Annotated in this window: 13 protein-coding genes; 11 read left to right on the forward strand and 2 right to left on the reverse strand. The window is 70.9% G+C overall.

Features of this window, described 5'->3' with window-relative positions; genetic code table 11:
• Positions 1-24 precede the first annotated feature (24 nt).
• The 8 genes from M8I34_RS06225 to mutM all read left to right on the forward strand — a co-directional run bounded on the left by M8I34_RS06225 (position 25) and on the right by mutM (position 8,702).
• Positions 25-3,063, forward strand: a complete 3,039-nt coding sequence (locus M8I34_RS06225; RefSeq protein WP_250048264.1) for a helicase-related protein — start codon at positions 25-27, stop codon at positions 3,061-3,063.
• A gap of 221 nt (positions 3,064-3,284) precedes the next feature.
• Positions 3,285-3,884, forward strand: coding sequence for a 16S rRNA (guanine(966)-N(2))-methyltransferase RsmD (gene rsmD, locus M8I34_RS06230; protein ID WP_244418528.1), 600 nt, complete (start codon positions 3,285-3,287; stop codon positions 3,882-3,884).
• A gap of 26 nt (positions 3,885-3,910) precedes the next feature.
• A complete protein-coding gene (coaD, locus tag M8I34_RS06235) occupies positions 3,911-4,393 on the forward strand; it encodes a pantetheine-phosphate adenylyltransferase (protein ID WP_244420201.1) in 483 nt (160 codons plus the stop codon).
• Positions 4,394-4,520: 127 nt separating this feature from the next.
• Positions 4,521-5,696, forward strand: a complete 1,176-nt coding sequence (locus tag M8I34_RS06240) for an ATP synthase F0 subunit B (protein WP_250048265.1) — start codon at positions 4,521-4,523, stop codon at positions 5,694-5,696.
• Positions 5,697-5,897: 201 nt separating this feature from the next.
• Positions 5,898-6,497: a DUF177 domain-containing protein gene (locus M8I34_RS06245; protein WP_234340959.1), complete on the forward strand. Its 600-nt coding sequence runs from the start codon at positions 5,898-5,900 to the stop codon at positions 6,495-6,497.
• Between the two features lie 2 nt (positions 6,498-6,499).
• Positions 6,500-6,673: a 50S ribosomal protein L32 gene (gene rpmF, locus M8I34_RS06250; protein ID WP_030087884.1), complete on the forward strand. Its 174-nt coding sequence runs from the start codon at positions 6,500-6,502 to the stop codon at positions 6,671-6,673.
• A 19-nt stretch (positions 6,674-6,692) separates the two neighbouring features.
• Complete coding sequence (gene rnc / locus M8I34_RS06255) at positions 6,693-7,511, forward strand: ribonuclease III (RefSeq protein WP_244418526.1); 819 nt, start codon at positions 6,693-6,695, stop codon at positions 7,509-7,511.
• 264 nt (positions 7,512-7,775) lie between these two features.
• Positions 7,776-8,702 (forward strand): bifunctional DNA-formamidopyrimidine glycosylase/DNA-(apurinic or apyrimidinic site) lyase, encoded by a 927-nt coding sequence (gene mutM, locus M8I34_RS06260; RefSeq protein ID WP_250048266.1) that lies wholly within the window; start codon positions 7,776-7,778, stop codon positions 8,700-8,702.
• Between the two features lie 27 nt (positions 8,703-8,729).
• Here the strand turns inward: mutM and M8I34_RS06265 are convergent, their stop codons facing one another.
• On the reverse strand, positions 8,730-9,155 hold the full coding sequence (locus M8I34_RS06265; protein ID WP_250048267.1) for a helix-turn-helix domain-containing protein: 426 nt from the start codon (positions 9,153-9,155) through the stop codon (positions 8,730-8,732).
• A 152-nt stretch (positions 9,156-9,307) separates the two neighbouring features.
• Between M8I34_RS06265 and M8I34_RS06270 the strand changes: the two genes are divergently transcribed.
• Positions 9,308-9,898 carry a flavodoxin family protein gene (locus tag M8I34_RS06270; protein ID WP_250048299.1) on the forward strand — a complete coding sequence of 197 codons (591 nt, stop codon included), beginning with the start codon at positions 9,308-9,310 and terminating at the stop codon, positions 9,896-9,898.
• Positions 9,899-10,016: 118 nt separating this feature from the next.
• Here M8I34_RS06270 and M8I34_RS06275 read toward each other — a convergent pair whose 3' ends face one another.
• The gene (locus tag M8I34_RS06275) at positions 10,017-10,949 is read right to left on the reverse strand and encodes a CAP domain-containing protein (RefSeq protein ID WP_250048268.1); all 933 of its coding nucleotides are present in this window, start codon (positions 10,947-10,949) and stop codon (positions 10,017-10,019) included.
• A 179-nt stretch (positions 10,950-11,128) separates the two neighbouring features.
• Here M8I34_RS06275 and M8I34_RS06280 point away from each other — a divergent pair, with 179 nt between their 5' ends.
• Together M8I34_RS06280 and M8I34_RS06285 are read left to right on the forward strand one after the other, a co-directional pair.
• On the forward strand, positions 11,129-11,410 hold the full coding sequence (locus tag M8I34_RS06280) for an acylphosphatase (RefSeq protein ID WP_250048269.1): 282 nt from the start codon (positions 11,129-11,131) through the stop codon (positions 11,408-11,410).
• Between the two features lie 382 nt (positions 11,411-11,792).
• Positions 11,793-11,996: a hypothetical protein gene (locus M8I34_RS06285; protein WP_030084672.1), complete on the forward strand. Its 204-nt coding sequence runs from the start codon at positions 11,793-11,795 to the stop codon at positions 11,994-11,996.
• Positions 11,997-12,103: the final 107 nt, after the last annotated feature.

The raw sequence follows: 12,103 nt of genomic DNA on the forward strand, positions 1-12,103 counted from the left end.
ACAGGCGTGGTGTGCAATAGATGCGTGGCAGCGCTCGACGAACCTCTGAAGAAAATCCTCGGTGGCACCACCGCGAAGGTGCTGGCCGAGCATCTCGACCTGCAAACGGTCGGCGATCTGTTGCATCACTATCCGCGCCGCTATGCCGAGCGCGGCGAACTGACCCGCCTCGCCGACCTCCCGCTGGACGAACATGTCACGGTCGTCGCTCAGGTCGCGGATGCCCGGGTGATGAAGTTCAACGGCGGCCGGGGACAGCGCCTGGAAGTGACGCTCACCGACGGCAGCGGCCGGCTCCGGCTGGTCTTCTTCGGCAAGGGCATTCACAAGCCCCACAAGGACCTGCTCCCGGGGCGCCGCGCGATGTTCGCCGGCAAGGTGTCGGTCTTCCACCACAAACTCCAGCTCGCCCACCCCGAATACGAGCTCCTCGACGGGGACGGGAGCGGAGCCGACGCGGTCAGCGCCTTCGCCAGTCAGCTCCTGCCGATCTACCCGGCCTGCCAGCAGATGGCGTCCTGGAAGATCGCCAAGGCGGTCGACGCGGTGCTGCCCAGCGCGCAGGACGCCGTCGATCCGCTGCCCGGAGCGCTCCGTGAGGGCCGGGAGCTGGTCCCGCTCACCGAGGCGCTGCTCAAGATCCACCGGCCGGCCACCAAGGCCGATATCGCCGCCGCGCGGGACCGGCTGAAGTGGGACGAGGCGTTCGTCCTCCAGGTCGCACTCGCCCGGCGCCGCCTGGCCGAGACCGAACTCCCCGCGGTGGCCAGGACCTTGGTGGCGGGCGGCATCCTCGATGCCTTCGACGCCAAGCTGCCCTTCACGCTCACCGACGGCCAACAGAAGGTCAGCCGGGAGATCTTCGACGATCTGGCGACCGAGCACCCCATGCACCGCCTCCTCCAGGGCGAGGTGGGCTCCGGCAAGGCCCAGCCGCTCGATGCGCTGGTACTGACGCCGCGCGGCTTCCGCCCCATGGGGGAGATGACCGTCGGCACCGAAGTGGTGGTGCCCAGCGGTGAGCTCGCCGTGGTGGACGGGGTCTTCCCGCAGGGCGAGCGGGAGGTGTGGCGGCTGGTGCTCTCGGACGGGAGCGCCGTCGAGTGCGATGACGAGCATCTGTGGATCGTCGGGGCCCGCGGTACGGGCGAGCAGGTACGGACGACGCGTGAGCTGCGGGGCGATCTGCTGGAGGCCGACGGCCGGCCCAAGTGGTCCATCGCGGCGGCCACGCCGGTGGATCTGGAGGGCGGCGAGGACCGGCCGCTCGATCCCTACGGGGTGGGGCGGGCGCTGGCCGACGGCAGCGGCGGCCGCCCGGCGGACCGGGTGCCGTCCGCGTACCGCAACGCCCCCCTCAAGGACCGGCTGGCCGTGGTGCAGGGGCTGATGGATGCCGGCGGGCAGCCCGCTGGGGATGCCGCGGTGTACCGCTCGGCGGCCGGTCCGCAGGCCGGTGACCTCGCCTGGCTGGTGCGCTCCCTGGGGGGCCGCGCCGAGCTCCATCCCGTACAGGACGGCGTGTATGACGTCTCCGTGGCGCTGCCGGCCGCGTATCCGCCCTTCCGCGACCAGGTCCCCGAACCTGCGGTGACGCGTGGGGACGCCGCCGGACCGGAGGGCGGGGCCGGCTTCCGGCGTACCGTCCGGGCCATCGAGTACGTCGGCCGCAAGCCCGTCCAGTGCATCAGCGTCCGGCACCCCGGCCACGCCTATGTGACCGACCACTTCACCGTCACCCACAACACCATGGTCGCGCTGCGCGCCATGCTCGGCGTGGTCGACAGCGGCGGCCAGGCCGCGATGCTGGCGCCGACCGAGGTCCTCGCCCAGCAGCACCACCGCTCGATCACGGAGATGATGGGCGAGCTGGCCGAGGGCGGGATGCTCGGCGGCGCGGAGAAGGGCACCAAGGTGGTGCTGCTGACCGGCTCCATGGGCGCCGCCGCCCGTCGCCAGGCGCTGCTCGACCTGGTCACCGGCGAGGCCGGGATCGTCGTCGGCACCCACGCCCTGATCGAGGACAAGGTGCAGTTCCACGACCTGGGCCTGGTCGTCGTCGACGAACAGCACCGCTTCGGCGTCGAGCAGCGGGACGCGCTGCGCGGCAAGGGCAAGCAACCGCCGCATCTCCTGGTCATGACGGCCACCCCCATTCCGCGTACGGTCGCCATGACCGTCTTCGGCGATCTGGAGACCTCCGTCCTGGACCAACTCCCCGCCGGACGCTCGCCGATCGCCACCCATGTGGTGCCCGCCAAGGACAAGCCGCACTTCCTCGCGCGCGCCTGGGAGCGGGTCCGCGAAGAGGTGGCGGCCGGCCATCAGGGCTATGTGGTGTGCCCGCGGATCGGCGACGAGGAGGAGACCCCCAAGGGGGCGAAGAAAGCGGCGGGCTCCAAGGGCGCGGCGGCCAAGGAGAGTTCACCGGAGGACGCCGAGGAGAAGCGGCCGCCGCTCGCGGTCCTCGACATCGCCGAGCAGCTCGCCCGGGGACCGCTCGACGGGCTGCGGGTGGCGGTGCTCCATGGCCGGATGGCGCCGGACGACAAGGACGACGTGATGCGCCGGTTCGCCGCGGGCGAGCTGGATGTGCTGGTCGCGACCACGGTCATCGAGGTCGGGGTGAACGTCCCGAACGCCACCGCCATGGTGATCATGGACGCTGACCGCTTCGGTGTCTCCCAGCTCCACCAGCTGCGCGGCCGGGTCGGCCGTGGCACGGCGCCCGGCCTGTGCCTGCTGGTCAGCGAGATGCCCGAGGCCAGCCCGGCGCGCGCCCGGCTCGCCGCCGTGGCCGGCACCCTCGACGGCTTCGAACTCTCCCGTATCGACCTGGAACAGCGGCGCGAGGGCGATGTCCTCGGCCAGGCGCAGTCCGGCGTCCGCTCCTCGCTGCGGATGCTCGCGGTCATCGACGACGAGGAGGTGATCGCGGCCGCCCGCGAGGAGGCCACCGCGCTGGTCGCCGCAGATCCCGGGCTGACCGGCTTCCCCGAGCTGCGGATCGCCTTGTCCGCCCTGCTGGACGAGGAACGGGAGCAGTATCTGGACAAGGGGTGAGCGCGGGCCGGGGCTCCGGCCGGGCGCGGTCGGCGGGCGTCCGGCCGCGCGCCGCGGTGCCGGGCCGCCCGCCGCCACGTGAGATCGATCACCGCTCCGTGCGCTCCCGGGGAGCCCCGGCCGGACCCGGGGCACCGGCCGACGGAATATCGTGGAGGAGCGGCGGAGCCTGCCCGGCTCCTGCCCACCACATCGACCACGCGCAACGTAAGGACGGGCCCATGACCCGCGTGATCGCCGGTACGGCCGGCGGCCGCCGCCTGGCCGTGCCACCGGGAAACGGCACCCGCCCGACCTCCGACCGAGCGCGCGAAGGCATGTTCTCCACCTGGGAGTCGCTCGACGGGCCGCTGGCCGGTGCCCGGGTGCTCGATCTGTACGGCGGGTCGGGCGCGGTCGGCCTGGAGGCGCTCTCCCGCGGCGCCGCCCACGTCCTGCTGGTCGAGGCCGACGCCCGCGCCGTGCGCACCATCCGGGACAACGTCCGTGCGGTCGGCCTCCCGGGCGTCGAGGTCCGGGCCGGCAAGGCCGAGCAGACCGCCGCCGCGGCGGCCCCGGGCGAGCCCTACGACCTCGTCTTCCTGGACCCGCCCTACGCGGTCACCGACGCGGAACTCCGCGAGATCCTGATCACACTCCGTGGTCAGGGGTGGCTTGCGGACGACGCACTCGTCACCGTGGAGCGCAGCACCCGAGGCGGCACATTCCCATGGCCGGACGGTTTTGAAGCGATCAAGGCCCGTCGCTACGGCGAGGGGACGCTTTGGTACGGTCGCGCCGCTTCGACGTCTGCCGAATCGACGTCAGTAAGCGTGTCATGACCGGATCGGAGAGCGAGGAACCCGAGTTGCGCCGCGCCGTCTGTCCGGGGTCGTTCGACCCCATCACCAACGGGCACCTGGACATCATCGCCCGTGCCTCCAAGCTGTACGACGTCGTCCATGTCGCCGTGATGATCAACCAGTCCAAGCAGGGGCTGTTCACGGTCGACGAGCGGATCGAGCTGATCCGCCGGGCCACCGCCGAGTACGGCAACGTGGAGGTCGAGTCCTTCCACGGCCTGCTCGTCGACTTCTGCAAGCAGCGCGACATCCCCGCGATCGTCAAGGGGCTGCGGGCTGTCAGCGACTTCGACTACGAGCTCCAGATGGCCCAGATGAACAACGGCCTGTCCGGAGTGGAGACCCTCTTCGTCCCCACCAACCCCACCTACAGCTTCCTCTCCTCCAGCCTCGTGAAGGAGGTCGCCGCCTGGGGTGGCGATGTCTCCCATCTGGTGCCGGCGTTCGTCCTGGAGGCCCTCACCGAGCGCCTGCGCAAGAAGGGCTGACACCGCACCGGGCGCACCGTCCCGATGCCTGACTGATGGGGCGTCAGTTGGTGTCGGGCGAAGGGCCCGTGGACGTACAGTCGTCCCGTTCCGTCGTTCCAACCCCTCAGAGAGTGGCGAGTCCAAGGTGGACGTGCAGAAGAAGCTCGACGACATCGTCGCGACCGTCGGCGGTGCCCGGTCCATGCCCATGTCGGCATCGTGCGTGGTCAACCGCGCCGAGCTGCTCGCCATGCTGGAGGAGGTGCGCGCGGCGCTCCCGGGCTCCCTCGCGCAGGCGCAGGAGCTGCTCGGCGGGCGGGAGCAGATGGTCGAGCAGGCGCGGGCCGAGGCGGAGCGGATCATCGAGACCGCGCACGCCCAGCGCGGGTCGCTGATCTCCGACACCGAGGTCGCCCGGCAGTCCCAGGACGAGGCGGACCGGATCCTCGCGGAGGCCCGCCGGGAAGCCGAGGAGATCCGGGCCGAGGCCGACGACTACGTCGACAGCAAGCTCGCCAACTTCGAGGTCGTGCTCACCAAGACCATCGGATCCGTCGACCGCGGCCGCGAGAAGCTGCTCGGCCGCGGCCCCGGGCTCGACGACCAGGGATACCCGGACGAGGACGGCACCGAGGCCCCGGAGCGCAGTGCCGACCCGGAGACCCTCCGGCGTCGCGCCGACGCGTATGTGGACGCCAAGTTCGGGGCCTTCCAGGCCGTGCTGACCAAGACGCTCGAAGCGGTCGGCCGGGGCCGTGACAAGCTCCAGGGCGCCCAGGCGATCGACGAGCTGGGTGCCCACCTGGCGGCGCAGGGCGATCCGCAGTCCGGGCACCAGGCCGACGCCGAGTATCTGGCCGGTCTGGCGGGCATCGGTGCCGACCAGGCGCCGCAGCCGCCCCAGGCGCCCCCGATGCCTCAGGCGTCGCCCCTCATGCCCCAGGCGCCGCCGCCCATGCCCGAGGTGCAACCCCAGCCCCAGGAGCTCCAGCAGCCCCTCCAGCCCCAGTTCCAGGACCAGGGCTACTACATCGACCCGGCGGCCTACCCGCAGCAGGACGTCTACGGCTATCAGCAGCCGCAGGAGGTCCCCTACGCCCAGCACCCGGACCCGTACGGCTACGACTGGCAGCAGCAGGCCCAGCAGCAGGGCTACGACCCGAACGCCTATCTCCAGCAGCAGATGCCCCAGCAGCAGGTGCCGCAGCAGCCCCAGCACGGCCACCCCGCGCAGCCCGGCGCACTGGACGAGACCAGCCTCTTCGACACCAGCATGATCGACCTGGACCAGCTCCGGGCCTACGAGGAGGGGCGCCAGTAGGCGGCCCGGCCCGCGGTCCGGGGGAGAGGCCGGGAGCGGATTGGGCCTATCGGGGCCCGTCCAGTATCCTGGCTCTTCGGTCGCGCGTATCTCCGCGATCTCTGCTGCCCGAATCCTCTACAGCAGGAACACGGACGGCACGGAAAACCCCGTAGAAAGCAGGAAGCCATCAACGCCCGCCTCGACCACCGTTCCCCTCTCGTGTTCGACACGCGCGAGCTGGGCCGGCGTCCCGGTGCGCTGAAGAGGGCATCCCGCTCCGCCGAGGCCCCCCGGGACCTCGGCAATGAGGTCATCGGTGTGCCCGAGGGCGCACCGGTCGAGCTCGACCTCCGCCTGGAATCGGTCATGGACGGGGTGCTTGTCACAGGCACCGCCCGTGCAACCGTCAAGGGGGAGTGCGTAAGGTGTCTGGAGCCGCTGGAGCGAGAGCTCGACGCGGATTTCCAGGAGATGTTCTCCTACCCCGACGCCGATGCCCGGGTCCGCGAGTCGGACGCCGGCGACGACGCCGAGGACGAGGAGGACACCCTCTTCCTCGAGGACGACTTGTTCGACCTCGAGCCCGTGCTGCGAGACGCGGTGGTGCTTGCACTGCCGATGCAGCCGGTGTGCCAGGACGACTGTCCGGGTCTGTGCTCCGAATGCGGAGTGCGGCTCGCGGACGACCCGGACCACCACCACGACGCCGTCGACATCCGTTGGGCGGCATTGCAGGGACTCGCCGGGACCGTCAAGGACGGCGAGAAGGACAACATGGGCGGCGCCGAAGCGGGCGTCGACGAGAAGCAGGAGAAGTAGCCGTGGCTGTTCCGAAGCGGAAGATGTCGCGCAGCAACACGCGCCACCGCCGGTCGCAGTGGAAGGCTGCGGTCCCCACCCTGGTGGCATGCGCTAGCTGCCACGAGCCGAAGCTCCAGCACATCGCGTGCCCGAGCTGCGGCACCTACAACAAGCGCCAGGTCCTCGAGGTCTGAGCGGCTGGTGACAGGCTTCATGTCAGACGCCAATTCGACTTCCCGCAAACGCGGGGATGAACCGACTCCGGCGGACACGGCCTCGTCCCACACGCTTCTGGAAGGGCGGCTCGGGTACAAGCTCGAGTCCGCCCTTCTGGTGCGTGCGCTGACACACCGCTCGTACGCATACGAGAACGGCGGTCTGCCCACCAACGAGCGGCTCGAATTCCTCGGGGATTCGGTGCTCGGCCTGGTGGTCACCGACACGCTGTACCGCATCCACCCCGATCTTCCGGAAGGCCAGCTGGCCAAACTCCGGGCCGCGGTGGTCAACTCGCGTGCACTTGCCGGGGTGGGCCGCGGCCTCGACCTCGGCGCCTTCATCCGCCTCGGACGGGGCGAAGAGGGCACGGGCGGCCGGGACAAGGCATCCATCCTCGCCGACACCCTTGAAGCGGTGATCGGCGCGGTCTATCTCGACCAGGGCCTCGACGCGGCCGGCGAGCTGGTGCACCGGCTCTTCGACCCGCTCATCGAGAAGTCCTCCAGCCTGGGCGCGGGCCTGGACTGGAAGACCAGCCTCCAGGAACTCACCGCGACCGAGGGTCTCGGCGTTCCGGAGTACCTGGTCACGGAGACCGGTCCGGACCACGAGAAGACCTTTACTGCTGCCGCCCGCGTCGGTGGTGTCTCGTACGGCACCGGCACCGGCCGCAGCAAGAAGGAAGCCGAGCAGCAGGCGGCCGAATCCGCATGGCGCGAGATCCGCGCCGCGGCGGACGAGGCGGCCAAGGTGGCCGAGGCGGAGAAGGCGGCCGAGACCGTCGAGCCCGCCGGCGAGGACACCGTCGGCTGACCGCACAGCTCACGCCCCTGTGGCGCGGTGCCTCCACCCCCGGTGCGCTTCGGCGCACCGGGGGTCCTTCTTTGCCCGACCCGGGGCGGCGTCCCGACGGGCCGGGCGGCCCAACTGTCGTGCGGGCGAGGCGATATGGCCGGCCCAGGAGCTGACGGCCACGGGCCGGACCGGGGAACCCCGTGCGGCACCGGGCGGGCCCGTAGGGCGTCGGAGGGGAGAGGTACGCTGCGGCTGTCGTCCCCCGTTGTCCCGAGGAGTCCCGTGCCCGAGCTGCCCGAGGTCGAGGTCGTACGCCGCGGACTGGAGCGCTGGGTCAGCGGCCGCACGATCGACGAGGTCGAGGTGCGGCATCCGCGTGCGATCCGGCGGCACACGGCCGGTGCGGCCGACTTCGCGGCCCGGCTCAAGGGGCTGCGCATCGGCGCGGCGTGCCGGCGCGGCAAGTACCTCTGGCTGCCGGTGACCGGCGGCGGTCCGGCCGCACAGACCGCCGCCGAAGGCATCACCCCGATGATCACGCCGTCCGTCACCCACGGCCTGGCGATCCTCGCCCACCTCGGGATGAGCGGTCAGCTGCTGGTCCAGCCGCAGGAGGCGCCGGACGAGAAGCATCTGCGGATCCGTGTCCGCTTCGCCGACGCTCTCGACACCGAACTCCGCTTCGTCGACCAGCGGACCTTCGGCGGCCTCTCGCTGCACGACACCGTCCCCGGCGACGCGGACCACCTTCCCGACGTGATCGCCCATATCGCCCGCGATCCGCTGGACCCCGCCTTCGACGACGCCGCCTTCCACGACGCGCTGCGCCGCCGCCGGACCACCGTCAAGCGGGCGCTGCTCGACCAGACGCTGATCAGCGGCGTCGGCAACATCTATGCGGACGAGGCGTTGTGGCGCAGCAGGCTCCACTACGAGCGGCCGACCGCGACCTTCAGCCGTCCGCGCACCGCCGAGCTGCTCGGCCACGTACGGGACGTGATGAACGCCGCGCTCGCCGTCGGCGGCACCAGCTTCGACAGCCTCTACGTCAACGTCAACGGTGAGTCCGGCTACTTCGAGCGCTCCCTGGACGCCTACGGCCGCGAGGACGAACCCTGCCGCCGCTGTGGCACCCCGATCCGCCGCCGTCCCTGGATGAACCGCTCCAGTTACTTCTGCCCCCGCTGCCAGCGGCCGCCGCGCGGCTGAGCAGTGCGCGCGGGCGCGTCCGCGGGCTCAGCCCGCGGCGTGCCGGGCGTCATAGCGTTCCCGCGCCCGGAGCACCTCCGGCATCCGGTCCTCCACCAGGGTGATCAGCATCTGAAGCTGACCGGCGACCTGGTGGCCCAGCGGCGTCAGCGCGTAATCCACCCGGGGTGGGTTGGTCTGCTGTGCCTCGCGGTGGACGAGGCCGTCCCGCTCCAGTGCGTGCAGGGTCTGGGCCAGCATCTTTTCGCTCACCCCTGACACCCGGCGCCGCAGTTCGTTGAAACGGAAGGTGCCGTCGAGCAGCGCGCCCAGGGTCAGGCTGCCCCATCGGTCGGTGACGTGCTTGAGCGCCTCACGGGACGGGCAGTCGCGCGCGAAAACGTCGTAGGCCAGGTCGTCCGTACAGCCGGTGGTGGGCTCGTCGGCCGTCTCGGCAGTGCTCTCGGTCGCCATATCGCACACCATACCTCTGCGCAGCGCTAACCAATGGGTTGCGCTTTCTAAAAGTTAGTGCTTCTCTTCTCTCATCGCAGCCCGACGTCCGGGGCGCCGACCGCCCCGGGCTGCCGTGACCTTGAGGAGAAACCGCCGTGACCAGCCCTGCCCTGCCCGCCCCCGTCGTGTCCCTCGCGTACCACTCCGGCTTCGGCCACACCGCCGTACTGGCCGAGGCCGTCCGCGCCGCGGCCGCCGAGGCGGGAGCCACCGTCCACCTGATCAAGGTCGATGAGATCACCGAAGCCCAGTGGGAACTGCTCGACGCCTCGGACGCGATCGTCTTCGGTTCGCCGACCTATATGGGGACGGCCTCCGGCGCGTTCCACACGTTCGCCGAGGCGACCTCCCAGCGCTGGGCGACCCGCGCCTGGCAGGACAAGCTCGCGGCCGGCTTCACCAACTCCGCCTCCAAGAGCGGGGACAAGCTGCACACCCTCCAGTTCTTCACGGTGCTCGCCGCCCAGCACGGCATGAGCTGGGTCAGCCTCAACCTGCTCCCCGGCTGGAACTCCTCCACCGCCTCGGAGAACGACCTCAACCGGCTGGGCTTCTTCCTGGGGGCCGCTGCCCAGTCCCCCAGCGACCAGGGCGCCGAGGGGGTCCACAAGGCCGATATCGCCACGGCCGAGCACCTCGGCCGCCGGGTCGCCGAGCAGGCCCGTATCTTCGCCGCGGGCCGCGCCGCTCTCGCCGGCTGACCTGCGCACCAGGCCGCCAAGGGCCCGTACGTAGTACGCCCGCGCCGCCCGTGACGGATCACGGGCGGCGCGGGCGTCTCATGTGTCCGGGGCTGTCACCCCGGGCCGGGCGGCCGGCTCAGAAGCCGAAGTCCTGCGTCCACCACGGGCCGCCCGCCCCGACGTGCACGCCGACGCCGAGGGTCTTGTAGTCGCAGTTGAGGATGTTGGCGCGGTGTCCGGGGCTGTTCATCCAGGACTCCATGACGGCCTGTGCGGTGGCCTGGCCGCGGGCTATGTTCTCGCCGCCCAGGTCCTTGATGCCCGCGGCGTCGGCGCGGTCCCAGGGCGTGTCGCCGTCCGGGTCGGTGTGGTCGAAGAAGCCGCGCCGGGCCATGTCGTCACTGAACTGCTGTGCGAGTCCGGCCAATGCCTTGTCCGCCGTCACGGGGGAGCAGCCGGCCTGCGCGCGCTCCTGGTTGACCAGGGACAGGACCTGCTCCTCGGCGGACGACCCGGTGTCGGGCGCCTTCGTCGGGGCCGCGCTGCGTACGGGCGCCGCCGAGGACGGCCGCTCGGCGGGCTCGGCGGACCGCTGCGAACCGGTCTTCGCCGTGGGCGATTTGGCCGGCCGGTGCGGAGAGGGGGACGTCGAGGGGGTGGTGGGGGAGGAGGCGCGGTCGGTGCCGGGGGCCGCGGAACGGGCGCCGCCGCGGCTCGCCTGCTCCGTGGCGCGGTCGGCCGGGGTCGCCGACCGGCCGCCCAGGGGCGCGGTGGCCTCCGGCAGCGCGCCGGCCCGGACGCGGTCTCCGTGGTCGCCGCTCGTTCCCCCGTCGAACTGGCCGTGGCCGGGGATCAGTCCGGAGGCGACCGCCACGGCCCCCATCGCCATCGCGGCGGACGCGCCGAGCAGTCCGGTGCGGACGGGTGCCCTTCCGCGGCGCGGAGCCGCACGGTGTCCGCGGCGCCGGGCCGCGGCCGACGCGCCGGGCCGTTCGGCCGTCGGTGCGTCAACAGCCCCCGCGCCGGGGGCTTCGGGGGCTGGGGGAGCAGAGCGTCGATGGCGGCCCATCCGCTGTCTTCCTTCCCCCGGTGCAAGCACCGGTTCCACTGGAGCGGCTACCGCCGCAGAGCTTCCTAGGCGTCAAGACGGCTCACCCATAAGAGTGAGCCTCGCTTGTCGGGGGACTGTACGCCATGGCGCAAGGGGCAGAAGTGACCGCTGAGCAATTGGCCGGTTAACGTGCACACATGAACGAAGATGTCCGTGTGACCGCCTGGGTGCGTGGTCAGGTCCAAGGCGTCGGGTTCCGTTGGTTCACCCGGGCCAACGCCCTTCGCATCGGCGAACTCGCGGGATTTGCCGTCAATCTCGGTGACGGCCGCGTCCAGGTGGTCGCCGAGGGACCGAAGGATCACTGCGATGCACTGCTGGAGTGGCTCCGCACCGGAGACACGCCCGGGCGGGTCACCGGAGTCACTGAGATATGGGACACGCTCCGCGGCGGTTACGACGGCTTCGAGATCCGCTGAACGAGCCCGCCGAAAGCGTCCGGACGGGCGTCACGGACGATCTCGCGGATGCGTCTTTGTCAGCTGCTTACAGGAGATAAGGCCTGGTGGTTGCCAACTCGCCCGACCCGTGCAAGGCTGCCGCTGTACGGATGATCTCTACGCCCCCGCGGGACCTTTCTGGGGAGTCGGCGCAGCGCCCTCGCGGCCGCGCACTCTCAGGTGCCCGAGGATACGGGGTGTGATCGTGTTGACCGTCAAACCGTTTGGTGAGACTCTGGAATCCCCGCGCACCTTAGCTGTTTGGCATTGAGTACACCAGAGAATGACAAGCACCGCGGGTGCGAATCCCTCACGACCCACACCGCTTCGGTCGGTCACTCATTGTGGAGGACCATCCATCATGGCAAAGGCGCTTCTCGGTTACGTCGGCGGCTCCGACCCCCGAGTCCTCTCCGAGATGCGACGGCTTCAGCAGCGCGTCCAAGACCTTGAATCCGAGCTTATTCGGATGCAGGCCGAAAACGACATGCTGTCCGCTGCCGCACGTCACGACGACTCGATGCTCGACCTCGACGTACCCCAGGCGGAGCCCGCGCTCACCTGACCTCAACCCAAGGGCGGGTAGGGCTGCTCGCCAGCCGCTTGAGGACCGCTCTCTTCAAGATCTTCAAGGGACGCTTCGGCGTCCCTTCGTCGTTTCCCGCTACTGAG

The organism is Streptomyces sp. MCA2 (genome assembly GCF_023544705.1).
Lineage (GTDB): Bacteria > Actinomycetota > Actinomycetes > Streptomycetales > Streptomycetaceae > Streptomyces > Streptomyces decoyicus.

Excerpts from the sequence above, each read along its gene's own strand:
- rnc (WP_244418526.1), top strand. The coding sequence starts at position 6,693 with ATGTCAGACGCCAATTCGACTTCCCGCAAACGCGGGGATGAACCGACT.
- rsmD (WP_244418528.1), top strand. The coding sequence starts at position 3,285 with ATGACCCGCGTGATCGCCGGTACGGCCGGCGGCCGCCGCCTGGCCGTG.
- M8I34_RS06265 (WP_250048267.1), bottom strand. The coding sequence starts at position 9,155 with ATGGCGACCGAGAGCACTGCCGAGACGGCCGACGAGCCCACCACCGGC.
- M8I34_RS06280 (WP_250048269.1), top strand. The coding sequence starts at position 11,129 with ATGAACGAAGATGTCCGTGTGACCGCCTGGGTGCGTGGTCAGGTCCAA.
- M8I34_RS06285 (WP_030084672.1), top strand. The coding sequence starts at position 11,793 with ATGGCAAAGGCGCTTCTCGGTTACGTCGGCGGCTCCGACCCCCGAGTC.
- M8I34_RS06275 (WP_250048268.1), bottom strand. The coding sequence starts at position 10,949 with ATGGGCCGCCATCGACGCTCTGCTCCCCCAGCCCCCGAAGCCCCCGGC.